Genomic DNA, 24,853 nt, shown 5'->3' with positions numbered 1-24,853 from the left:
TCTATCGTGCCGCTACGCGTTCTATCGTGCCGCTACGCGTTCTATCGTGCCGCTACGCATTCTATCGCGCCGCTACGCGTTCTATCGTGCCGCTACGCGTTCTATCGTGCCGCTACGCGTTCTATCGCGCCGCTACGCGCAAACTATCAATGTTTGGTAATATCATCATATTTTGCATTAACCTCGTTCGCCGCGCCCGCAACGGCTGGCGCGCACTGCTGCGCCGCCGCGTCGCCTGGGTGCGCATCGACCTTGACGGCGCGCTGCCCGAGTTTGCCGCCGCGCCGCGCTGGTGGCAGCGCCGCTTCCTGGGCATGCGCCAGCCCGCCAGCCTGCAGGGGCTGCGCCGCCAGCTTCAGCGCATCGCCGCCGACCCGCAGACGCGCGGGGTGGTGCTGCGAATCAACGGGCTGACGGGCGGCTGGGCCACGCTGCAAAGCCTGCGCGACGAGCTGGCGCGCTTTCGCGCAAGCGGCAAGCGCGTGGTCGCCTACCTGATCAGCGCCGACATGGCCGGCTACTATACGGCCTGCGCCGCCGACCAGATCGTCATTCCGCCCTCGGTCATGCTTAACACGCTGGGCGTGCGCACCGAGGTGCAGTTCCTGCGCGATGCGCTGGCGAAGTATGGCGTCAGCGTCGAGTACACCGCTGTTTCGGCGTTCAAGGCGGCTGGCGAGCCATTCGTGCGCAGCGATATGTCCGACGAAAATCGCGAGCAGCTCGAGCGCCTGGCCGACGGTCGCTTCGCCGGCTTTGTAGCAGCGGTTGCGGCGGCGCGCAATCTTCCTGAAGAAGCTGTGCGCGCCGCCATCGATGCCGCGCCACTGCCCGCACCTGCCGCCCGCGAGCGCGGGCTGGTCGACGCGGTGCTGTATGAAGACGAGCTGGAAAACTTGCTCCGCAGCGGCGAGCCAGCAACGGACGACAAGCGCAAGCACGCGCTGATTCAGGATTGGGGCGCGGCTTCGCGCGCGTTGCGCCTGCCCATGCTGCGCCGCCATCGCCAGATGATTGCTGTGGTGCCAATCGAGGGCACGATCGCGCCGGGGCGCAGCCGCAACCTGCCCATCCCGGTGCCGCTGCTGGGCGGCCCGCAAGCCGGCTCCGACAGCGTGATCCAGGCGCTGCGTCAGGCCGAGCAAAACGCGCAGGCGGCAGCGGTGGTGCTGTATGTCAACTCGCCCGGCGGCGACGTGCTGGCGTCCGACCTGATCTGGCGCGAGGTGCTGCGCCTGCGCCGCAAGAAGCCCGTCGTGGTGGCAATGGGCGATCTGGCTGCGTCGGGTGGCTACTATGTGTCTGCGCCGGCCAGCGCGATTGTGGCGCAGCCCGGCACGCTCACCGGCAGCATTGGCGTGTTTTCGCTGCGCCCGATCATCGCCGGGCTGCTTGAGCGCGCCGAGATCAACACCGTGGTGATTAGCCGGGGCGCGCACAGCGGGTTGCTTTCGGCCAGCCAGCCGCCCAACGACGCCGAGCGCGCTGCGCAGCGCGAGGTTGTGTTCCACTACTACGACGAGTTCAAGCGGCGCGTGACCGAGGGGCGCAACGTCGGCGGCGACGCGCTTGAGTCGATTGCGGGCGGGCGCGTCTGGCTGGGTAGCGAGGCTGCCGAGCGCGGGCTGGTCGATGCGTTGGGCGGCCTGCCCGAGGCAATCGTGCGCGCGCAGGAACTTGCGCAGCTTGCGCCCGATCCCACCGCCCCGCTTTTGCTGATGCGCGGCGGGCGCGTTCCTCTGCCGCCACAACCATTCCCGCCCGACCCAAGCGACCTTGCGGCGCTGATTGATGAAACGCTGCGCCCGCGCGTGCTGGCGCTTCTGCCGTTCATCGGGGAAGTGTAAACATTGTTGGCATGAAAACGTGATCGATCCACAGATTATGCAGATATGTGTTTTCTAATCTGCGTAATCTGTGTTATCTGCGGATGAATTTTGCAACTTTGCCCTGATTCGCTCTCGCTCTTCGTGCCTTCGTGTCGCGTGTGGTATCATTGAGCAAAACGCTTCGCGGTAAGAAGGTAGATGTATGGCAACACAGATATTGGGCAGCAGCGCGGCCAGCGCAGCCGTGATCGAGGTCGACGAGCGCAGCTTTCAGGCGCAGGTGCTTGAGCGCTCGCGCAGCGTGCCGGTGGTAGTCGATTTCTGGGCACCCTGGTGCGGGCCGTGCCGTGTGCTTGGCCCCACGCTCGAAAAGTTGGCGAAAGAAGCGAATGGCGCGTGGGTGCTGGCGAAGATCAATGTCGACAACAACCAGCGCCTGGCGCAGATGTTTCGCGTGCAGGGCATCCCGGCCGTGAAAGCCTTCCGCGACGGCAAGCTGGCCGACCAGTTCGAAGGCGCGCTGCCCGAGTCGCAGGTGCGCGCCTGGCTGAAGCGCCTGCTGCCCGCCGAGCAGAACGACCCGCTGGCGGCAGCGCGTGAGCTCGAAGATCGCGCGCCCGACGAGGCCGCTGCCCGCTATCGCCTCGCGCTCGGGCAGAACCCCGACGACCACGACGCGCTGCTGGCGCTGGGCCGCCTGCTGGTGCAGCAGGGCGAGGCCGAGGGCAGCGAGGCGCTGAAGCAAGTGCCGGCCAGTGCGCCGCAATACGATGCTGCGCAGGGCTGGCTTGCGCTGGCCGACTTCTTTGGCGAGGCGCGCACCAGCAAGCCCGACGCATTAGCGGCGCAGGTTGCTGCCCAGCCCGGCGACATCGATGCGCGCTACAAGCTCGCCGCGTTGCAGGCACGCAACCGCCGCTACGGCGACGCAATCGATCAACTGCTGGCAATCGTTGGGCGCAACCGCGCCTTTCGCGAGGACGGCGCGCGCAAGATGCTCCTGGCGCTGTTTGCTGTGCTGGGCGACCAGCACCCGTTGGTTGCGCCGGCCCGCCGCAAGCTGGCAAATCTGCTGTTTTAGTTTTTCTCTGATCACATTTCAAAAGCGGCATCCGATGTTGTCGGATGCCGCTTTTTAATTGGAAATAATGCGATGCAAACGCCGTGCTGTTTGCCTGCGGCAGCAAGGTACTCTTGATCATTGTTGTGTGATTTTCCACGCGCAGCGTGGAAAATCACACAAACTTGCTTTTGCACGTTGGCGTGCCAAGAAATTTCAAGCTCAGGTAAACACTTCTCCTTTGTCATTCTGAACGGAGCAGCAGCGAAGTGAAGCATCTCCCGCTCATATGATAGGAGATTCTTCACTTCGCTCAGTATGACAATTCAGAAGTAGTCGTCCGTATTTGGTGCGGCTACCAAAATACTCTTCGTGTCTTCGTGCCTTCGTGGTTAATGCTAACTACTCTAGAATTTTGCCGCAATGGTATTGAGCGTGGCCGCGTCGGGCGCATGCAGCACCAGTACACGCGTGCCGCTCAGCCGGATGAGGAACTGCCGCCCCGGAAGCTGCCAGCGCGCGCCCTGCGCATCGGATTGCAGCAAACTTGCATTGCCCAGCCCGCTCACCAGTACGCCCACACCATCGGCGAAGCGCTGCGCGGCGGCTGCGTCATCCCACACCGTGTTCAGCGCCAGCGCGAGGTGCCCCTGTTCGTCGCCCAGCACCTGGTAGCGGTCACCGCCCCAGCCTTCACACGCCATGCTGGCTTCGTCAACCGTCAGCACACGCTCAAGGTAGATGCGCAGATACAGCTCGCCCAGCGTGTCTTCGGCCAGCACGCGCCAGCCGGGCGGTGCCAGCGCGGGCAGCGGCACTGCCACCGGCGCGTCGCCCGCGAAATAGCGCTCGGGGTGCAGCACCTGCTCGGTCGAGCGCGGCGGGTGCGCAAAAGCGGCGTCGACCTGTTTCCAGCCGCCCTGCTGGTAGAGCGCCGCCACAAAGCTCGCGCCCTCGCGGTAGGGAAAGTAGGTGGCCGACTCGACCTGCGGCCCGCTCGCGCCAAACGACAGACCTCCAAGGTCGATGCTCTGGAATTCTTCAAGCTGGTAGTTGGCGATGTCGAGCGCGCTCAGGTTGTTGCGCGCATACAGGCTCATGGTCAGCGTGGCGTCGCCTTCCACCAGGCCCTTCATCGCCAGCTCAGCGTCGGAATTGCCGGCCGTCTGGTCGAACAGCGCCGTCAGGTTGTAGTGCTGGTCTTGCAGGCTGTGCGTAAACTCGTGCGCGTAGGTCACACGGTCGCGCACGCCCATTGCGCTGCGCTCGGTGACCACCACAAGCTGCTTGGTGCGCTGGTCGTAGAATCCAAGAATGTTGTTGACCATGCTGTCGATCTGGCTCTGGCGCAGGTCGCCACTTTCGCCGCCGCCCATATCGAGCGCGCGCAGGCTTGCCGACTCGCGGGCTTCAGCCTCGGCAGGCCACTCCTTGTCGAGCAGAGCCGTGAAGTAGTCGCGCAACTGGGCGTGGTTCATAAAGGTGCGCGGCACCGCCTGCAACGGCGCAAGATCGCGCAGCGGCGATACCTGCCCGTTGATCGTGTTCATGGTTTGCAGGTTGCCAAGTTCGGTCTTGAGCTGGCTGTTTTCCTGCTGCGAGCTTTGCAGCTGGCCCTTCAGCGCGTCGCGCTCCTGCGCGGCATTCTGAAGCTGCGCAAGCTGGTCGCGGGCGGCAGTGGCATCGCGGGTGGCCTTGATGCGATCGTTTTCCGAGCGCTTCAGCTCTTTTTCCAGCTCGGCGATGCGCGCCGCCTGGGCAGGGTTGTCGGCGGCCACGGTTGGCTGCGGCGCGGCAAGCTGGCTGCGCAGCTGCGTGTTCTGGCGAAACAGCGCCAGATTGACGATCATGACGAGAATGATCAGAAGCGCGCTGAGCGTGATGGCGAGACGTTGCATGGCGGCTCCGTGTTCGTGCGCTTGCCGTTGGGCGCGCGCAGGTGCGAATTATTCCGCACACAGTATAGCAGCTTGCGCCCCGAAAACCAAGAAGCAGCAATCCAGCAGGATGTAGCAGAAGATTCTGCGGCGCGCGGGGCTGAAGCCGCCGCGCTACCAGGCGGCGCCCGCTGAAGCGGGCTTGACATATGCCGCATTCAAGCCCGCTTCAGCGGGCGTCGCTTCGAAGCCCGGTCGTTTACGGCCGGGCAGTGCGCGAAACAAGCATTGTGCAGAAAGTTCCGCCAACCCTAGCCAGCAAGCCAGGCTGCGCACATCAAAAGGCGCGAACGGCTCGTGTTCGCGCCTCCAGAAGTACACCCTTCTGATCCCTGACTCCTGACTTCTCACGTGGCATTCGCGCTGTCGGACACAAGGAATAGCGCCTCGGGCGGCAGGTGCAGGCGCAATTGCTGGCCCGGCGCAGCATCGAGTGTTTCGAGCCGCAGCGTGCCAACTGGCGTTTCCACCAGGTGCAGCCAGCGCGCGCCCTCATACGCCGACTCGGCAACGCGCACGCTCATGGTGTTGTCGGTCGGTGCGTTCGCGCCCACCACTTCCACGCGCTCCGAGCGAATCGCAACGGTGACCGGCGCGCCCACTACCAGGTCGCCATCGGCGATGCGCGGGCCACGGTCGGCGCGCAAACTCAGCTCGCCCAGCTCGGGCAGGCGCACGCGCAGCTGGTCGCCACTGCGCTCGAGCAGCGTGCCGCGCAAAAACGACGTCGCGCCAATGAACTCGGCCACAAAGCGCGAGGCCGGGCGGTCGTACACTTCCTGCGGTGTGGCGAATTGCTCGACGCGGCCAGCATTCATCACCGCGATTTTGTCAGACATCGCCAGCGCCTCGGCCTGGTCGTGCGTGACATAGACGGCGGTGATGCCCAGGCGCTTCTGAATGTCGCGCAGCCAGATGCGCGCCGCCTCGCGCACCTTGGCGTCGAGGTTCGAAAGCGGCTCGTCGAGCAGCAGCAGGCGCGGTTCGCTCACCACCGCCCGCGCCAGGGCCACGCGCTGCTGCTGCCCGCCTGAAAGCTGAAACGGGTAGCGCGCGCCCATGCCGCCCAGACCCACCAGCTCAAGAATTTCGCTCACGCGCCGATTGATCTCGGTGCGCGGCGCTTTCGCCAGCTTCAGGCCAAAGCCAATATTGTCGGCCACCGTCATATGCGGCCACAGCGCGTAGGACTGAAAGACCATGCCCAGGCCGCGCTCCTCGGGCTGCAGCAGCACGCGCTGCGCGGTGTCGGTCATCGTGAAATCGCCCACGCGAATCACGCCCTGGTCGGGGTGCTCCAGCCCGGCAATACAGTTCAGCGTGGTGGTTTTACCGCATCCCGACGGCCCCAGAAAGCTCACCAGCTCGCCCGGCTGAATCGAAAGCGACACATCGTCGATGGCGCGCACCGTGCCACCAAAGATTTTCGTCAGGTGCTGAATTTGCAGGCCGGCTGGCTCGTGCTGCGTCGTAGCAGTCATACGTTCAACTCCTTTATTCACGCACTTTCACGCCTGGCACCAGCTGGCTCAGGCCCATCACCGCCGCAATAATCAGCAGCTGAATCACTGCCAGCGCCGCCACCGGGCCCATGCCGCCCTGCTCCGACACCTGGATCATAGTTGTGCCAATTACCTCCGAGCCGGGCGCGTTCAGAAACAGCGCGACCGAGTATTCTTTCAGGAAGGTAATAAACAGCAGCAGGTAGGTGGCGATCAGCGCCGGGCGCAGCAGCGGCAGCAGAATGTAGCGCAGCACGCCCAGCCAGCTCGCGCCGCTCACCCGCGCCGCACGATCCAGCTCGTCGGAGATTTGCAGGATCGACGGGCTGATCGAGCTGAAGCCCAGCGGCAGGTAGCGCATCGAGTAGGCGATCACAAGGATCCAGAGCGTGTTGCGCAGGCCACCAAGCGCCGGCACCGAGAGCAGCGCCCACAGAAAGCCCAGCCCAATCACCGTGCCAGGAAAAGCGCGCGGGTAGAGCGCCAGGTATTTCACCGCGCCACGCGCCGGGAACCACGAGCGGTAGGCCACCAGCGCGCACAGCGCCATAAAGATCGTGGCGAGCAGACCGCCGACAGCAGCAAGGAACAGGCTGTTCAGGATCGACTGGCGGTAGGTCTGGAACTCAAGCGCCTCGCGGAAGTTGTCGAACGACAGGCTCTTGAGCGGGTTGACCAGCGGGCTGAGGAAGGGCGTGAATGCCTGCAAAATAATGCCTGCCAGCGGCACCACAATCAGCAGAAACACGATTGCGCCGACGACGATTGCCAGCGGCCAGCGCCACACGCCCAGCGAAAGCAGCCGCCCACGCGAGATTTTGCCGCTCACCGAGACAAAGCGCCGTTCCTGCTTGGTCAGCTCGCTTTGCATGCGCACCAGCACGGTCACAAACACCACCACCATCAGCGCAACCACCGCCAGCGTGCCATAGTCGGTTGTGCCGCTCTGGATGGCGGTGCGGTACAGAAAGGTCGAAAGCACGTCGATGTTGTTCGGCACGCCCAGCACCAGCGGGATCGACAGCAGTTCGATGCCGGAAACCAGCGTGAGCAAGAGCGAATACAGCATAGCCGGGCGGATCAGCGGGATGGTGATGGCGGTGAGCACGCGCAAGGGCCGCGCGCCGCTAATGCGCGCCGCATTTTCGAGCTGCGGGTCGGCCAGGCGCAGCGACGACGAGCAGTACAGGTAGGTCAGTGGCATGAAGTACAGCGCCGAGACCACGATCAGCCCGCCCATTGAGTAGAGGTTCCACGTCGGCAGGCCCATTCGCCCCACTGCAACGGTGATAAACCCTTGCGGGCCATACATCACACGCCAGGCAAAGGCCAGGATCAGCGCCGAGACATAGTAAGGAATGGTGACAAGGCTGGCGAAGATGCCGCGGCCCGGCAGGTTGGTGCGCGTGAGCAGCACGGCGAACAGAATGCCCACCGCCGTGCCAAGCAGGGTGCTGCCCACCATAAACACAACCGTGTTGCCAATCACCTTCCAGATCGCCGGGTTGGTCAGCACGCGCGGGTAGTTGCTGAGCGTCAGCGCCTGGTTCGCTTCATAGAGCGGCTGGCGCAGAAAGCTCTGGTAGATGATCGGCCAGGTTGGAAACAGCACCAGCGCCAGCGTGAGCAGCGCAATGCCCCACTGCGCCAGCCCAACGGCCAGCCGTGTCCCGCGATTCACGCCGCGCCCAGCCGTCCGCGTTCGAGCCAGAGTCGCCATCGATCCCTCCGTCCTCAGTGGGCAGTAAGCAGGTTGCAGGAAACAGCAGGCAGCCGGTAGGTTCAACAGGACTGCCGCCTGCTGCCTGCCGACTGCCCACTATCGATCAGCTACCGCTGGATTTGCAGCGCCTGCTGCCACTTGGTGATGAACTCGTCGTGCTTGGCCTGGTCGGCAATATCCGCTTCGGGCCGCGAGAAGATCAGCTTGTCGTCGCCGCCGACCGCCTTGCTCACCTGCGAAAGGTGCAGCGGTGCTTTGTCGGCCACGTCGGTGCGGTAGGCGGTCAATCCACCCTTGGCGAAGGCGATCTGCCCTTCGGCCGAAAGAATGTAGTCGACCAGCAGCTTGGCCGAGTTCGGGCTGGCGGCGTGCTTGGTCACCGCCATGGGGCGAACCGCAACGACCTGCGCGTCGGGCACAAACGAGTAGCCCAGCAGTTCGGCGGCTTTCGCGAGGCGCGGCTGCACGGTGATGTTCGAAACGAAGAAGCCCAGCACGGCCTCGCCCGCCAGCACGGCGTCAATCATCTTGCCGCCCGAGGTCTGGATCTTCGGCTTGGTGCTGCCCAGCGCCTGGAGTGCTTTCCAGCCGTCGTCGCCCTTGGCCTTGGTGTAGAACCAGTTCAGGCCATAGCCAAAGCCTTCGCCGGCCGCGTCGTAGGTGATCAGCTTGCCGTTAAAGGTCGCCGGGTCTTTTGCGATCATGTCCACCAGCTCGGCCATGGTCTTGGGCGGGGTGGCCAGCAGCGCCTTGTTCCACACAAACACCATCGGGTCGGTCGAGACGGCGTAGATACCTTTGTCGACCTTGCCAATGTCGGGCACGTTGGCGTCTTCCGCCGACACGTAGGGATCGACCTCGCCCTTCTTGGCGAAGTTGATCCAGCCATCCGGCGCAGTGGTGGCAATGAAGTCGGCCGTGCGCACATTGCCAGCGGCTTCGGTGTAGTAGCGCTCGAACACTTCATACGCGCCGAGGTCGGTGGTGGTGACCTTGATCCACGGGTACTTGGCGGCGAAGCCTTCCAGCACCGGCTTCCAGTTCGTTTCGCTCATGATCGAGTACACGAGCAGGCCATCTTTTTCGTTCTTGGATGCTTCAACCATTGCGGCGCTGTCGCCACTTGCGGCAGCCGGTGCGGCAGTTGCTGCACCGCCAGCAGCGGCGGGGGCTGCTGTCGGTTCGGCCGCAGCAGGCGCAGCCGTGGGGCTGGCAGCGGTGCCGCCGCCGCCACATGCAGCCAGCAGCAGCGCGGCAATAATCGACACGAGCAGAAGCGCATTGCGGAGCCGTGGGGAGTGTGCCATGACCATCCTCCTGATACCTGAATACACAAACGATGTGCCAGACGCCAGCCAGCATTGGCGTGCCGGCGAACGTAGGCCGGCACGGGCGCAGGAGCGCAGGGCGCCCCAGGCAGCCAGGTGCTACGATGTGAAATTGGGATGACGCTATTGTGGCACAGCGGGGGTAAAAAACGCATAAATAGCCGGGGCGCGATATAAAAAATTTATAAACATTGGCCGTTCGCCGCCAGTTGCGCAGGCGCGATGGTGTACCATAGCCGTGGCGGCGATGCCGGTATCGCCAGGCAGGAGAAAGGCGGGCTTATGCTTCCCCTCGCAGGTATCACCGTGGTTGCGCTTGAGCAGGCCGTGGCCGCGCCCTTTGCTACGCGCCAGCTCGCCGACCTGGGCGCGCGCGTGATCAAGATCGAACGCCCCGGCGCGGGCGATTTCGCGCGCGGCTACGAAACGGCGGTGCACGGCATGGCGGCGCATTTCGTGTGGCTCAATCGCTCGAAAGAAAGCATCACGCTCGATCTCAAGCACCCGGCTGCTGCGGAGATTATGCACGGGCTGCTGGCGCAGGCCGATGTGCTGGTGCAGAACTTCGCGCCCGGCGCGGCCGAGCGCCTGGGCTTTGGCGGCGAGGCGCTGCTGGCGCGCTACCCGCGCCTGATTGTGTGCGGCATTTCGGGCTATGGCGCGGGCGGCCCCTACGAGCAGAAGAAGGCCTACGATCTGCTGGTGCAGTGCGAAACCGGCGTGGTGTCGATCACCGGCACGCCCGACGCGCCCGCCAAAGCGGGTATTTCGGTGGCCGACATTGCTGGCGGGATGTATGCGTTTAGCGGCATCCTGACGGCGCTGTATGCGCGCGCGCAGAGCGGCGCAGGCACCGTGCTCGATGTTTCGCTGTTCGACGCGCTGGGCGAGTGGATGGGCTACCCGGCCTATTACACCGCCTATGGCGGCCAGCCGCCCGCGCGCACTGGCGCGAGCAACGCCGTGATTGCGCCCTACGGGCCGTTCGCGTGCGGCGATGGCAAGACGGTCTTTCTGGGCATCCAGAACAGCCGCGAGTGGGCGCGCTTCTGCGCCGAGGTGCTGGGCCAGCCCGCCCTGGCGAGCGACCCGCGCTTTGCGACCAATCCGCTGCGGCTGGCGAATCGCGCCGCGCTGGATGCGATCATCGAAGCGCGCTTTGCCGCGCTCAGCGCGGCCGAGGTGGTGGCGCTGCTTGAGCGTGTTGGCGTGGCGAATGCACGGCTCAACTCGGTGCAGGAGTTCTGGGATCACCCGCAGCTGGCGGCGCGCAATCGCTGGCGCACGGTTGCGACCGAGGTGGGCGAAGTTGCGGCGCTGCTGCCGCCCGTCACGCTGCGCGGTATCGAGCCGCGCATGGATCGCGTGCCCGCGCTCGGCGCCGACACCGATGCGATTCTGCGCTCGCTCGGCTACGACGGCGCGGCGATTGCTGCATTGCGCGCCGACGGGGCGATCTAGTGCACCTGTAGCAGGTTGCAGTCGGCAGGATGCAGAAGGCAGTTGCATTTTCCGTACTCTAACACGCTTCTTGCCAGTGCATGAATACTCTGGAAAATACATTTCCTTGTCCTCAGCTTCCAGGAAGCTGAAGCCGGTTTTGCTTCAACTTGATAACCAGATGAGCTTCCTGGAAGCTTGCCCGTTGTATGAAATAACGTATTTTCCAGAGTAATGAGTGGTCAATTGTTCTGCAAACGGCTATATCAGCAAGAGACAAACGGCCACGAAGAACACGGAGATCGCCGGACATATACTCAAGCTCAGTGTTCTCTGTGCGCTCTGTGGCTCGGCTGATCTGCGCTTCGCGATGGTGAAGCGAAATACCGCCAAAGCATGTGACAGCCGCTGTCGCGTGTGTGCGTTAGAATACGAGCACACAGGTGTTCTACAGGAGGAAACGGCTATGGCACTTCAGCGCATGGATAACGTCGGCATTGTGGTCGAATCGCTTGATACTGCAGTTGCTTTTTTCACCGAGCTTGGCATGACGCTCGAAGGGCGAGCGACGATTGAAGGCGAGTGGGCCGGGCGCGTCACCGGGCTGGGCAATCAGCACGTCGAGGTCGCCATGATGGTCACGCCCGATGGGCACAGCCGGCTCGAGCTTTCGCGATTTCTCACGCCGCCGGTCATCGCCGATCATCGCACCGCGCCAGTCAACGCGCTTGGCTACCTGCGCGTGATGTTCGCCGTCACCGATATCGACGATACGCTCGCCAGGCTCGAAAAGCTTGGCGCGCAGCTTGTTGGCGAAGTGATGCAGTACGAGAATGTGTATCGGCTCTGCTACATTCGTGGCCCCGAAGGAATTCTCATCGGAATTGCCGAGCAGATTGGATGACATACTCTGGTCTAGCGTCCCGCAGCACAAAGGCAGAGCTTGATGCCCCAGACATTTCATTTCCCCGATGCGATACCCACACTTGTTGGCGAACGAGTGTACCTGCGCGCGCTCAGTGAAGATGACGTGCCGGCGTGGTTTGCGCGCGCGTCTGATGCTGAATCGGCGGTGCTGGCCGGCGATCCTATTCCAGAGTCAATCGAGATGGGCGCGCACTGGCTGCAGCGCCACCGCGAGCGGTTTCGGCAGCAAACCGGAATGCAATGGGCGATCGTGCCGACTGGCGCGAACGGTAGCGTCGGGTCGATTGGCCTAACCGTCACATCCAAAGAGCGGTGCCACGCAGCACTCGGCATCGTGATCGGGCGCGCATTCTGGGGCAAGGGTATCGGCACCGCCGCCGCGCAGCTCGTCACACACTATGCCTTCAGCACACTCGGTCTGGCAGAAATTCATGCCGAAGTGCTTCAGCGCAACCTCGCTTCGCGGCGCATGCTTGAGAAAGTCGGTTTTCAGGTCGTGCGCAGCATCCCCGGCGATCCACAATCCGAAACCGACTTCGAAGATTGCTTCGAATTGCTTCTTTCCAGCCAGCACCAATGGAAACCGATCTGATCGACGTGTATCGCTTCCTGGCCGAGCCTTTTGTGATGGGAAGAGGAAGGCGTTTCTTCCCTGAGAGAACGCCAATGACGAAGCTCCGGCTAGTCGAAAGCAAAACGCTCCGCTCTGGCACGCTTGCGCTGGTCTACCAGCCCGCCAAACTCTAGCTGTTATTGCATAATGGCATACGCTTGGACTGTTTGCACGCGAACATATAACATATGCACCCATGCTTGGAGTGTTTGCGTCCATGCTTGGAGTGTTTGCGTCCATGCTTGGAGTGTTTGCGTCCATGCTTGGAGTGTTTGCGTCCATGCTTGGAGTGTTTGCGTCCATGCTTGGAGTGTTTGCGTCCATGCTTGGAGTGTTTGCGTCCATGCATAGAAGCTATGCGCGGACGCATGAAACGTATGCGCGCACGTTTGAAGAGTTAGCACGCATGTCTAGCGCACATTTCGGGGCAGTGTTCTGCCGGTTGCTGGCAAGTGGCGAGCAGCCACATACAACCTGCAACAGGCGTATCGCATACGCCCCGGCAGCAACCTGCAACAGGCGTATGCGATACGCCCCGGCAGCAACCTGCAGCCTGCAACAGGCGTATACGATACACCCCGGCAGCAACCTGCAACCTGCAACCGAATCTACTGCCGCTGCGCCCACGGCGGCATGGGGTAGAGCGGCGCGCGCTCGGCCATGCTCGTGGGGAAGACGGTGTAGGTCCTGCCGTCGGGGAAAAGCTGCTCGACCGCCATGGGCTTGGTTGAGTTGACGCCGCGCGCGTCGAACAGAATGTGTCCAAAGAAGGTATCGATGTTGGTGCGGGCGATCGCATCGCGCACTGCCAGCGGGTCGAGCGTGCCCGCAGCTTCGAGCGCGTGCTGAAACACCACCAGCGACGCCGCCGACTCGGCGGCCTGGTAGGGCACTGAGCTATAGTAGGGGTAGCGCGCAACGAACGCATCGGCGAAGGCGGCCGGTGTCTTCCACGGGTCGTCACCATTGTAGTTGAGCGCATTCGTCCACTGCGTCGCGCCGAAAATATAGTCGGCCTGCGCGCCCAGGTTCTCGCGAAACTCCGGCGACGTTGGCCCGACGCTCAGACCCAGCGCTTTGGGCTCAATCCCCAGAACGTGCGCCTGCCGCACAATCAGCAGCGCATCCTGCAGATGGCCCGCGCCCAGCAGCAGATCGACGTTGCGCGCCTGCACCGCCGCCAGCAGCGCGCTTACGTCCTGCGTGTTCGAGGGGTAGACCTCGTTGTACACCACATCCATGCCCTTCACCTGAGCATAGGCGGCCGCGCCCGCCGCCACCTCGCGCGAAAACGAATCGTCTTCGCTCAGCACCGCAACCGTGCGCGCCTGGGTGTCGCGCGCCAGCACCAGATCGATGATTCCGTGCAGGTATTTGCTGGCCGGCGTTTGCAGGTTGAAGACGTAATCGTAGCCCCTGGCGTAGATGCTGTCGGCCGAGCCATGCCCCGCGATCAAAGGCATTTTCTTCTGCTCGGCCACTGGCGCGACCGCGCCGGTTGGGGTGGAGCCATACGGCCCCAGCAGGAAATCGACATGGTCTTCTGCGATCAGCTTGGCATAGAGCTGGGCGGCCCGCTCAGGCACCGATTCGTCGTTGTAGTATTTCAGCTTGAGCATATAGGTCTGGCCGCCAACGCGCACGCCGCCACGCGCATTGATCGTCTCGATGGCCATCAGATAGCCGTCGCGCGCGTACTCACCTTCTTTCGCGGTTTTGCCCGTAATCGAAAGCGACGCGCCAAACACAATTGTGTCGCCATTGGCGCGCGCGCCGCCACCCAAAGCCGGCGCGCTGCACGCGGCCAGCAGCAGTGTTATGCTCAGCAGCAGGCATCGTCGCCACAACACAATGGTAACTCCTTTGGCACGCACAGACGAAAACTGTTTTGAACTACCAAGACACCAAGGCACCGAGAATGAAAAGGTGAATCAACGCTGCACGTATCAAAATACTCTTCGTGCCTGCGAGTTTTCGTGGCACTCGTTCCTTTATGGCACAAAGCGATAGCCCACGCCCGGCTCGGTCAGCAGGCGGCGCGGGTTGGCCGGGTCGGCTTCGAGCTTGCGGCGCAGGCGGCCAATATATACGCGCAGATACTCGGCCTCGCCGCTGTACTCGCGGCCCCACACACGCTGCAAGAGGGCGTGGTGCGAAACGGCCTTGTTCGGGTTGGCGGCGAGCTGCGCCAGCAGCGCGAACTCGGTGGGCGTGAGCGGAATATGCTCGCCGCGCAGCCGTACCGTGTGGCCATCGAGGTCGATCTCCAGCTCGCCAAAGCGCTGCACTGTGGTATTCGCCGGCTGAGCGTGCCACTCGGCGCGGCGCAGCACCGCCCGCACCCGCGCCAATAGCTCCTCGACACTGAACGGCTTCGCCAGATAGTCATCCGCGCCAATATCGAAGGCTGCAACTTTATCGCTTTCGGCGTCCATCGCCGTCAGGATGATGATCGGCACGATTGAGTGCTCGCGCACGCGCCGGCACACCTCCAGCCCATCCATGCGCGGCATCATCACGTCGAGGATCAGCAGGTGCGGCTGCTCGGCATCCCACAGCGCCAGCGCCTCCAGGCCGTTCGCCGCCTCAAGCACCTCGAAGCCGCGCGCGCGCAGGTTGCGACCAATCGATGCGCGCAGGGTTTCCTGATCTTCCGCCACCAGAATGCGGCGCGCGCGTGCTGTCATCGGAGAGCCTTTCTCTACTTTGAGAACTGAGAACCAAGAACTGCGAAGGGCGTATTGCATACGTCCGAACCAAGAACTGCGAAGGGCGTATTGCATACGTCCGAACCAAGAACTGCGAAGGACGTATTGCATACGTCCGAACCAAGAACTGCGAAGGACGTATTGCATACGTCCGAACCAAGAACCGCAAGGGCGTATTGCATACGTCCGAATCGAGAACCGCAAGGGCGTATTGCATACGTCCGAACCAAGAGCAAGACGCTCCTGACTCCTGGCCCTTGCTACGCCGCCAGCGCCTCTGCCGGCACCAGCGCGGGTGGCACTTCAAGCGGGATCAGAAAGGCAAAGGTTGTGCCCTGCGCGCCGCTTTCGGCCCAGATCGTGCCGCCGTGCGCCTCGACAAACGCCTTGCAGATCGCCAGCCCGAGGCCAATGCCGCCTGCGCGGCGCTGCTGCCCGCGCTCGGCGCGATAGAAACGCTCGAACAGGTGCGGCAGCTCGTCGGGCGCGACGCCGGGGCCGTCGTCGGTGACGCGCAGCAGCAGACCGGTGCCGCGCTGCTCGGCGGCAATGCACACCAGCCCGTTGCCATAGGCCAGCGCATTCGCCAGCAGATTGCGCAGCACCACTTCCAGGCGCGCTTCGTCGGCCTCGACCGGCGGCAGATCGGGCGCAATCGCCAGCTCCAGGCGCGGGATTGGCTCGTGCAGGCGGCGTAGCGTGCCCGCCACCAGCCGCTCGATCCGGCACGGCGCGCGATCAAGCTGCTGCAAGCCCGCCTCGATCCGCGAAAGGTCGAGCAGCGTGCTGACCAGCTGCGCAAGCCGGTCGGCCTCGTCGTTGATCTCGCGCACAAACTGGCGCTGCTCGGCTGGCGACCATTCCACATCCTGCTGCAAGAGCGTCGAGGCGTGCATTTTGATCACCGCGAGGGGCGTGCGCAGCTCGTGGCCCACCGCGCCCAGCAGGGTTGTTTTGAACTGCGCCGCTTCCTGTTCGTGCGTCACATCGCGCAGCAGCAGGCCGCGCCCAATCGGCTGGCCGGTTTCGTCGCGCACATCGAACACGCGCAACTGGATGGCCTGCCGCAAACGATCCGCGCCGATCTCCAGCAGCCAGCTATCGATCTCGCCCGCCTCGGCGCGCGCGCGTTCGCGATCATAGGCGGCAGGTGCGGCGGCGCGCTCGCGCAGCGTGGCGTGAATGTGATCAATTGGCACGCCTTCGAGTGCGGCGGATGGACTACCGGCCAGCGCCGCCGCGCCCGGGTTGGCATACAGCACTGTGCCATCCACCCCGGCCAGCACCAGGCCATCGCTCATGCTGCGCATAATGGCCGCCAGGGTTTGCTGCTCTTCGCGCAGGCGCACGTCGCTGCGCTCGTACAGAACCGCGTGCTCCCAGGCCAGCGCGGCGTAGTTCGCAAAGGTCATCAGCAGCTCAACGTCATGGTCGCCAAAGGGCGCGGGCGCAGTACGATGTACCACCAGCACCACACCCTCGGCGTGCGGGCTACGGATGGGCAGCGCCAGCAAGGCGCGAAAACCCTCCGCGTAGGAAACCGGTGGGAACACAACTTCTCCGCCAGCAACCATCTGCACCGGGCGATCTTCACGCAGCGCCTGTGCTGCTGGCGAGATCGCGTCGCGCGGGCGCAGGCGCAGTGCCTCGGCATAGCCCTGGCTGCGGCCTTCGCTCGCCAGCACGCGCAATTGCCCGCTCGCTTCCATCACCAGCACGGCGGCGGCCTGCACATCCACCAGGCGGCGCACCTCGTGAATAATCGCCTCGGCAACGTGGTGCGGGTCGAGCGTTTCAACCACCACCTTGGATGTGTCAAGCAGGGTGCGCAGCTCGCGCATCTGCGAGCCAACATCGCGCCGCAGGCGCTCCAGCGCGCGCGCCAGGCCGCCAACTTCGTCGGCGCGCACAGCCAGCCGGGCGGCGCGGCTGGCAGGAACATCGGCGGCGGGCGGCAGGGCGCGGTAGTCGGCGGCGAGGTGCTGGAGCGGACGAATCACCAGGCGCATCAAGTCAGCCCAGAACAGGAGTACGCCCGCCGCGAACAGCACCGCCGCCAGCAGCAGGTAGGAGTTGAAGGTTTTCACGGTCGCAAGCACTTCGGCGGCGGGGCGCTGCACCACCACTGCCCAGCCACTGCTCGGCACCGGCACGGCGCTGAACAGCCACTCCTGGTTGCGCGGCCCCGATGCCATTTGCGCGGCGATCCGGCCCGCCAGTGCGTCGGCCGCGCCGGGCAGCTCGTCGAGCATGGGCTGCAACAAGCGCTCCTGATCGGGCGAGGCCACCAGCACGCCCTGCGCATCGACCAGGCTGATCAGCAGCGGTTTGCCCTGGTGCGCCTGCTCATCCACAATCGCCTTGAGCGATGCGCTGAAGTCGTCGAGCAGCAGGTTGGTGGCAAGCACGCCGCGCAGCGTGCCGTTGGCGCGCACGGGTCGCGCAATCGCCGCCACCGCGTGGTAGGTGCTCAGGTCGACAATGCCGGCCTCGATGATCCAGTCGGCGGCGGCGCTGGCGTGCTGAAACAGGCGCCGCTGCGAGAAGTTGGTGTCGAGCGTGCGGACGTTGGCCGGCACCGAGACGCGCATGATCCCGGCGGCGTCGAGCCAGTAGACGCGGTCGAGATCGGGGCGCGCGGCCTGAAAGGCGCGGAACACCGGCTCCATTGCGTCGGCGTCGCCCTGGCGCACGGCATCCAGCTCGCTCAGGCGCTCCAGCGAGCGCCGCGCAGTGTTCAGCTTGGCATCGACGTCGCGCGCAATTGCCTGACCCAGCGCAAGGTCGGCGGCCTGCGCGTCGGCGCGCAGCTGGCGCTGCATCACCAGGTTCACAACAAAGCCCATGGCAAGCACGGCAACCGTGAACAGCAGGTAGACGCCAAGCAGGCGCACAAGCAGCGACTGGCGCGGAGGGCCACGCATAAGCCATTCCTAACGCGAAATAGAACCGCAGAACCAAGAACCGAATGATGGTCTGGGGTTTTGGGATTGAACCTGCTAACCGAAACCTATCAGTATCCTATCTTTATATCTCAATGTGTGGCGCAGCCGCATGAGCAGCTCTGTGGCCTATTGTTCGCACGGCCGCACCCCGGCGTCGGCGGCGTATGGGTTGGGGTGAGGGTGGGCGCAGTATAGTGCAAGCGCGGGGCAATCGCAAATGGCGGCGCGTGCGTGGGTGTGGCGCATCGTTCTGCGCGCGCGGGGTTAATGAAGATTTACAAAATAATGCGGCAACCACTTTGCCGGCCGCTACAGCAGCGGGCTAGATTGCGGCGAAGCCCGCCTTCGCGGGCTGTCCTGGTTAATTTGTGAAAGACCATAAGCGGGCTTGAATGCAATAGATGGAGTGCGCGCAGGCGGGTTTTGCATGCGCAACCAGGTCGTTTACGGCCGGGCGTGGCGCGATATACCGCGCACCCTTCGATACGGCCTGGCGGCCTACTCAGGATGCGCCTGTGGCTGAGCATGACGAAGCAATCGCGCGAATGGGTTTGCCGAAATAAAAATCTGCGTAATCTGCGGATTAGTCGCTTCGTTACTTCTCAGCGGCGAATCATCAAAACCATATCTTGACAAATACGACAGACCGTGCTAACTTTTGAATCGGTTCAAACATGACTCGCACCAATGCACACACGCACGACGCGGCGGGAACGCTACGTTTTCGCCGGGCGCGTGCCGTCCTTCCAGTCGCTAAGCTTGGCCCTGCACGGGCGGCAAGCCTGGTTGTGTGCGCCCTGCTTCCGCTCTTCCATCTGTTCGCTCGTCGGGCGTCGATTTGGTTTGAATTTGAACCGTTTCAAGGTAGAAAACACGCGGCGTCGGGAAAATAACAGCGCGCATTGCTACTTGCCCGCCCGGCGCTCGCCGCACCATACACGGAGAAAGGAGAAAGACCCGCACCGCCGCTTCCGCTGAACCGCCTATCGCGTCCACAATGATTCGTGGCCCTTTCAAGGAGGAATGAGATGGTAGGTATTTCGCACGGTTCGCGCATTACACGGCTTGCGCTTCTGCTGCTCGCGCTGGCGCTGCTGGCCGTCCAGTTCGCGGTCGGGATCACGCCCCGGCCGGCCGCCGCGCAGACGGTCACGTATGTTCGGCTCAAGAATAAATGGCAGGGCACCTACCTCTACGAGTCTGCCAACCAGGTGCGCTACGGCTCCCCCGCCGCCAGCGACACCAGCTCGCACTGGGTGATCGAAGATTACCTGGGCGTGAAGCGGATCAAGAACCGCGCAACCAATAACTACATGGCGATTGAGCATGTGCAGGATTATGTCGAAAGTATCGCCATTCAGGATACCTGGGAAAGCGCGCGCTGGACCCTTGAGAACGCGCCAGCCGCTGGCTACACAATCATCCGCAGCGTGTGGCACAACACCGAAATCCTCAACGTCGAGAACTTACGCGGCTACGCGCAGCACACCAACATCCCCACAAGCTGGGATAGCCCGCAGTGGCTGATCGAGACGGTGGGAACTGGCCCAACCGCGACGCCAACCACCGTACCGAACACGCCCACGCCAACGTCTACCGGCTCGCAGACGCCCTACGGCGGCACGGCGCGCGCCATCCCCGGCACGATTCAGGCCGAAGATTTCGATAATGGCGGCGAGGGCGTGGCCTTCCACGATATCGACACCGCAAACAACGGCGGGCAGTACCGCACCACCGGCGTCGACATCGAGGCGACCGGCGATACTGGCGGCGGCTACAATGTCGGCTGGGTTCGCAACACCGAGTGGCTCGAATACACCGTGAATGTCGGCAGCGCCGGCACCTACACCCTGGCCGCGCGCGTGGCCTCGGGCGGGAGCACCGGCAGCTTCCGCGTGGAGTTCAACGGCGTCGACAAAACTGGCACCGTTGCGGTGGCAAGCACCGGCGGCTGGCAAACATGGTCAAGCATCAGCAAGTCCGTCAGCCTGAGCGCGGGCCAGCAGGTGATGCGCGTGTATGTGCTTGGCGACGATTTCAACCTGAACTACCTGACGTTTACCTCGGGCGGGGCGACGCCGACGAACACGCCGGTTCCCACAAACACACCAACCACGCCGCCCGCGCCAACCAACACGCCAACCAGCGGGCCAACGGCGACGCCAAACCCGAACGGCACGAATCTCGCGCTGAACAAGCCGATTAGCGCTTCGACTTCGCACGCGCTGTACCCGGCGACGAACGCGAACGATGGCAGCCTGACGACCTACTGGGAAGGGACAGCCCAGCCCAGCACGCTCACGGTCGATATTGGCGCGAATGCCAACGTGACGTCGATTGTGCTGAAGCTGAACCCCGATCCGTCGTGGGCGACACGCACGCAGACCATCCAGGTGCTAGGGCATAACCAGACCACCACGACCTTTAGCCAGCTCGTCGCCGCAACGACCTACACCTTCAACCCTTCCACCGGCAACAGCGTGACGATCAACGTGGCGGCGACGGCCAGCGCGGTGCGCTTGAATATCAGCAGCAACTCGGGCGCGCCAGCCGGCCAGATCGCTGAGTTCCAGGTGATCGGCACCATGGCACCAAACCCCGATCTGGTGGTGACGGGCGTTGCGTGGACGCCGAGCGCGCCGACGGAGACGTCGGCAATTACGCTGCAGGCCACTGTGCAGAACGCGGGCGACGCATCCTCGGCTGCGACAACGGTGAACTTCAGCGTGGGCGGCACCGCAGCAGGCACGGCGAACGTCGGCGCGCTGGCGGCGGGCGCATCGCAGACGGTGTCGCTGGCAATTGGCACGCGCGGGCAGGGCAGCTACACGGTTGCAGCGACTGCCGACCCCGGCAACACGGTGATCGAGAAGAACGACGCCAACAACACCTACACCTCGTCCACGCAAATGAATGTCGCGCAGGCACCCGGCCCCGATTTGCAGGTGCTGAGTGTGACGACCAACCCACCGAATCCGCTGGCCGGCAATGCTGTCTCCTTTGTCGTCGCTGTGAACAACCGTGGCACCACGAGCGTTGCTGCGGGCACCACCACGCGCGTGGTGATCGGCTCGACAACGCTGAACAACGCCAGCACGCCAGCAATTGCGGCGGGCGCAACCGTGAATGTGACGGTGGGGACATGGACGGCGGTGAATGGCTCGAACCCGGCGACCGCAACCGCCGACGCGACGAACATCATTGCCGAGACGAACGAGACCAACAATGCGCTGGCGATCTCGGTTGGCGTCGGGCGCGGCGCAATTATGCCCTACACGCGCATCGAAGCTGAATTGGCGACGAACGCAACCACCGGCACGCGCCTGACGCCGAACTACAACCTGTCCGACTACGCGGGCGAGGCTTCGGGGCGCTCGGCGGTGCTGCTCGACGCAACCGGCGAGTATGTCGAGTTTACCCTGCCCACGGCCGCCAACGCGATTGTGGTGCGCAACGCCATTCCCAACTCGGCGGACGGCGCTGGCATTGACGCGACCCTGAGTGTGTATGCGGCCGGCGCCGATAAAGGCAACCTGGTCGTTTCATCCAAGTTCTCGTATGTCTACGCATCGCCCACCACGCTTGGCAACCTGGGCTACAATAACACGCCGGGCGGTACGCCCTACTGGCTGTACGAAGAAGCCAACATGATGCTCGACCAGACCTACCCTGCCGGCACCAAGCTGCGCTTGCAGAAGGACGCGGGCGACGTGCAGTGGGTGTATGTCGACTTTGCGGAGTTCGAGAATGTTGCGCCAGCGGCCAGCAACCCCGACCCAGCGCGCTATGTGCAGGTGTCGGCCACCAAGTCAATCGACACGGCGCTGACGGAGTTCCGCGCCGACAGCACCAAGCTTGGCATCTTCATCCCGGCGGGCACCTGGGCGCTCGACAGCAAGATCTTTGTATATGGCCGCGCCACGCAGATCATCGGCGCCGGCCCATGGCACACGCGGCTGGTCGCCCCGCAGAGCATGGCCAACACCGATGTCGGCTTCAACATCGCATCCACTGCCAACGGCTCGATCGTCAAGAACTTCTCGGTCTGGGGCAACTATCGCAACCGCATCGATGGCCCCGGCAAGTTCATCGACGGTAACGGCATGCAGAACGTGACGGTGGATAACGTTTGGGCCGAACATTTCGTCTGCTTCTACTGGGGCGTTGGCTCATCGAACAACACCTTCAGGAACCTGCGCATCCGCAACACCTTTGCCGACGGCATCAACATGACCAACGGCTCAAGCAATAACCTGATCACCAATTCCGAAAGCCGTGGCGCGGGTGATGACGCCTTCGCGCTGTTTAGCGCCGTCGATGCGGGCGGGTCGTACAACGTCGGCAATGTGTATTCGAACCTGACCGCCATTCTGGTGCGGCGCGCCGCTGCATTCGCGGTATACGGCGGCTCGGGCAACACCTACACGAACCTGTATGGCGCGGACACGCTGACCTACCCTGGCATTACGATCAGCAGCCTCAGCTTCGGCTATAACACGCTGGGCTTTGGCGACCAGGACAGTGTGTTCGATGGCGTGACGCTGGAGCGCACCGGCGGCGACTTCTGGACCAGTGTCGGCAGCGATGATCATATCAACGATTACCAGAACTTCGCGGCGATCTGGTTCTTTGCGGGCGACCGGGCCTTCAAGAATATCGTGGTGCGCAATGTGGACATCAACAACCCTGTCTACTTCGGCGTGATGTTCCAGACCAAGTACCCCGAGAAGCCGCCAATGCAGAACGTGCGCCTGGAGAATATCAACATCAACGGCGCGCCGCGCTACGGCATCAAGCTGGTGATCCGCGCCGAGGGCACCAGCGACACGCCGCCGGTCGGCGCGGTGTCGTTCACCAACGTCAAGGTCTTTGGCTCGGGCGTCGCGCCGATCTACGGTGAGGGCCGCGCGCCGGAGTTCGTGATCAATCGCGTAAGCGGGAATAACTGGTAACGGCGGGGAAGGGTATAGGGTTTGGGTGTTCGGGTCGGGGCGTATGCAATACGCCCCGACCCGAACACCCCGACCCGAACACCCCGATCCGAACACCCCGACCCGAACACCCCGACCCGCCCCCGACCGCCCCGCCGCCTTGTTATAGAAAAATGATGCCGGTGTCATCGTGCGCCGCTGGTGCGCCAGCCAAGGCCAACGCCGTGCGTGCGCAGGTGCAGGGGGATGTTTGCGTAAAAGGGGCCAGCGGCAAATGGCACACACATAGCGTCCTGGACCCAAAGGGTGCCCCGCGGCGCAGCTGCGTATCGAAGGGCGCGGTGAAGCAAGACGCACCCTTCGATACGGCCTAACGGCCTACTCAGGATGCTATGTTTTTCTCCCCACTGCCTCCTGCCCACTGCCTCCTGCCCACTGCCTCCTGCCTCCTGCCTCCTGCCTTCTGCCTCCTGCCCACTGCCTCCTGCCCACTGCCTCCTGCCCACTGCCTCCTGCCCACTGCCTCCTGCCTCCTGCCCACTGCCTCCTACCTGCCCCGCCCGCTCGCAACCTCACGATACACCTGCTCGACCAGATCGACCATGTGATCGCGCGAAAAGACCGTGCTGGCGCGCTCGCGGCCGGCCGCGCCATAGCGCACGCGCAGCTCGGCGTCGTTCAGCAGCGTGTTGATTGCGCCGGCCAGCGCGGCCGGGTCGGCGGGCGGCACGACGAGGCCGGTGACGCCATCGAGGTTGGCGAAGCTGGTGCCGGTGCCAAGCTCGGTGCTGATGCAGGGCAGCCCGCTTGCCAGCGCCTCGATCTGGGCAAGGCCAAGCGCCTCGGCGCGCAGATGCGCCGGCATCACAAACAGATCGGCGGCCTGAAACAGCGCGGGCAAATCCTCGTCGGGCACGTCGCCCAGGAAGTGCACGCGCGCGGCAATGCCAAGCCGCTGCGCCTGAGTTTCGAGGCGCTCGCGCTCGGGGCCAGTGCCGCCGATTAGCAGCTCGGCGCGTACGCTGGGCATGGCGTCGAGCAGGTGATGCAGGCCCTTGTAGTAGCGCAGCCGCCCGACGAACAAGAGGCGCGGGCCGGGGTAGCGCGCCCGGATCGTCGCGGCCTTGCGCGCATCGGGCGCGGCAAAGCGCGCTGTGTCGATGCCCAGCGGCACGACGGTGCAGCGCGCGGCGTGGCGGCGCAAAAACGCCGACGAGACAAGGTAGTTCGGGCTGGTGGGCAGGATGCGCGCCGCCCGGCTGAGTGTCGCTTCCAGCAGCGGGCGATACAGGCGCAGCAGCGTCTGCTGGCGCACAATGTCGCTGTGGTAGGTCACAACCAGTGGCGGCTTGCCCGGCACCGCCAGCGCGGCCAGGTCGCCGGGCGGGTAGGGAAAGTGCAGGTGCACCACGTCGGGGCGCTGCGCCCGCGCCGCCTCGATCATCGCCGGGCTCAGCGGCGTCGAGGCCATGTGCAGCGCACGCGCCGCCTTGATCACCGTCAGGCCCGGCGCGGGCTGCTCGGTGTGCGTCGCTCCGTCGAGGCTGGTGACCAGCACGGTGACGCGGTGGCCGCGCGCCGCCAGCGCCTCGCTCAGGTCGCGCAGGTGGTTCTCGATCCCGCCCAGCACCGGGGCATAGTCCTTATAGATGTGCAGGATGTGCATAGCTTCGTTTGGCGCACACAGCGGCGTGATGGTGTAGTGTAGCATACTTCGTTGCGACCACCGACCACCGACCACCGACGAGAGAATGAACCACGGAGTGGTCTTTTGTTGGCCCGCCAAAAGACTGGCGGCTTTTCAGACAAGGCAGGGAGGCACGGAGGGCTGGGGATTTACGATTGTCGATTTGCGATTTACGATTGGGACGAACGTTCATCGTTCTGCGCTCTACGCTCTGCGTTCTGCG

At 63.9% G+C, this 24,853-nt stretch carries 16 protein-coding genes; 7 read left to right on the top strand and 9 right to left on the bottom strand.

All coding sequences use genetic code 11. From position 1 onward, the window contains the following. The first annotated feature begins 149 nt into the window (after positions 1-149). Together M1P90_RS07220 and M1P90_RS07215 are read left to right on the top strand one after the other, a co-directional pair. Positions 150-1,847 carry a S49 family peptidase gene (locus M1P90_RS07220; RefSeq protein ID WP_483701931.1) on the top strand — a complete coding sequence of 566 codons (1,698 nt, stop codon included), beginning with the start codon at positions 150-152 and terminating at the stop codon, positions 1,845-1,847. 184 nt (positions 1,848-2,031) lie between these two features. After that, a complete protein-coding gene (locus tag M1P90_RS07215) occupies positions 2,032-2,910 on the top strand; it encodes a tetratricopeptide repeat protein (protein ID WP_483701930.1) in 879 nt (292 codons plus the stop codon). Between the two features lie 11 nt (positions 2,911-2,921). On the opposite strand, the gene M1P90_RS07210 is transcribed toward M1P90_RS07215, so the two are convergent. The 5 genes from M1P90_RS07210 to M1P90_RS07190 all read right to left on the bottom strand — a co-directional run bounded on the left by M1P90_RS07210 (position 2,922) and on the right by M1P90_RS07190 (position 9,358). Next, positions 2,922-3,167: a hypothetical protein gene (locus M1P90_RS07210; RefSeq protein WP_483701929.1), complete on the bottom strand. Its 246-nt coding sequence runs from the start codon at positions 3,165-3,167 to the stop codon at positions 2,922-2,924. Between the two features lie 129 nt (positions 3,168-3,296). Beyond that, entirely contained in the window at positions 3,297-4,787 is a 1,491-nt protein-coding gene (locus M1P90_RS07205) for a hypothetical protein (protein ID WP_483701928.1), read from the bottom strand. 386 nt (positions 4,788-5,173) lie between these two features. After that, a complete protein-coding gene (locus M1P90_RS07200; protein ID WP_483701927.1) occupies positions 5,174-6,307 on the bottom strand; it encodes an ABC transporter ATP-binding protein in 1,134 nt (377 codons plus the stop codon). 13 nt (positions 6,308-6,320) lie between these two features. Further along, on the bottom strand, positions 6,321-8,048 hold the full coding sequence (locus tag M1P90_RS07195; protein WP_483701926.1) for an ABC transporter permease: 1,728 nt from the start codon (positions 8,046-8,048) through the stop codon (positions 6,321-6,323). A gap of 110 nt (positions 8,049-8,158) precedes the next feature. Then, positions 8,159-9,358 carry an ABC transporter substrate-binding protein gene (locus M1P90_RS07190; protein ID WP_483701925.1) on the bottom strand — a complete coding sequence of 400 codons (1,200 nt, stop codon included), beginning with the start codon at positions 9,356-9,358 and terminating at the stop codon, positions 8,159-8,161. A gap of 303 nt (positions 9,359-9,661) precedes the next feature. On the opposite strand from M1P90_RS07190, the gene M1P90_RS07185 reads away from it, so the two are divergent. The 4 genes from M1P90_RS07185 (at position 9,662) to M1P90_RS07170 (ending at position 12,493) form a co-directional block, all read left to right on the top strand. Continuing rightward, entirely contained in the window at positions 9,662-10,840 is a 1,179-nt protein-coding gene (locus M1P90_RS07185; RefSeq protein ID WP_483701924.1) for a CaiB/BaiF CoA transferase family protein, read from the top strand. 445 nt (positions 10,841-11,285) lie between these two features. Further along, a complete protein-coding gene (locus tag M1P90_RS07180) occupies positions 11,286-11,723 on the top strand; it encodes a VOC family protein (RefSeq protein WP_483701923.1) in 438 nt (145 codons plus the stop codon). Positions 11,724-11,765: 42 nt separating this feature from the next. Then, complete coding sequence (locus M1P90_RS07175; protein ID WP_483701922.1) at positions 11,766-12,338, top strand: GNAT family N-acetyltransferase; 573 nt, start codon at positions 11,766-11,768, stop codon at positions 12,336-12,338. Beyond that, complete coding sequence (locus M1P90_RS07170; protein WP_483701921.1) at positions 12,323-12,493, top strand: hypothetical protein; 171 nt, start codon at positions 12,323-12,325, stop codon at positions 12,491-12,493. Before M1P90_RS07175 ends, M1P90_RS07170 begins: the two co-directional genes overlap by 16 nt. Before the next feature lie 474 nt (positions 12,494-12,967). On the opposite strand, the gene M1P90_RS07165 is transcribed toward M1P90_RS07170, so the two are convergent. The 3 genes from M1P90_RS07165 to M1P90_RS07155 all read right to left on the bottom strand — a co-directional run bounded on the left by M1P90_RS07165 (position 12,968) and on the right by M1P90_RS07155 (position 17,991). Then, on the bottom strand, positions 12,968-14,209 hold the full coding sequence (locus M1P90_RS07165; RefSeq protein WP_483701920.1) for an amino acid ABC transporter substrate-binding protein: 1,242 nt from the start codon (positions 14,207-14,209) through the stop codon (positions 12,968-12,970). 141 nt (positions 14,210-14,350) lie between these two features. Next, entirely contained in the window at positions 14,351-15,046 is a 696-nt protein-coding gene (locus M1P90_RS07160; RefSeq protein ID WP_483701919.1) for a response regulator transcription factor, read from the bottom strand. A gap of 281 nt (positions 15,047-15,327) precedes the next feature. After that, positions 15,328-17,991, bottom strand: coding sequence for a sensor histidine kinase (locus M1P90_RS07155; protein ID WP_483701918.1), 2,664 nt, complete (start codon positions 17,989-17,991; stop codon positions 15,328-15,330). 1,049 nt (positions 17,992-19,040) lie between these two features. Here M1P90_RS07155 and M1P90_RS07150 point away from each other — a divergent pair. Next, positions 19,041-22,964 carry a CARDB domain-containing protein gene (locus tag M1P90_RS07150; RefSeq protein WP_483701917.1) on the top strand — a complete coding sequence of 1,308 codons (3,924 nt, stop codon included), beginning with the start codon at positions 19,041-19,043 and terminating at the stop codon, positions 22,962-22,964. 526 nt (positions 22,965-23,490) lie between these two features. On the opposite strand, the gene M1P90_RS07145 is transcribed toward M1P90_RS07150, so the two are convergent. Next, a complete protein-coding gene (locus M1P90_RS07145) occupies positions 23,491-24,654 on the bottom strand; it encodes a glycosyltransferase (RefSeq protein ID WP_483701916.1) in 1,164 nt (387 codons plus the stop codon). Positions 24,655-24,853: the final 199 nt, after the last annotated feature.

This window comes from Kouleothrix sp. 19917, assembly GCF_057073505.1.
Note: the sequence above shows the minus strand (reverse complement) of the source record. Positions and strands in the feature narration are given on the sequence as shown.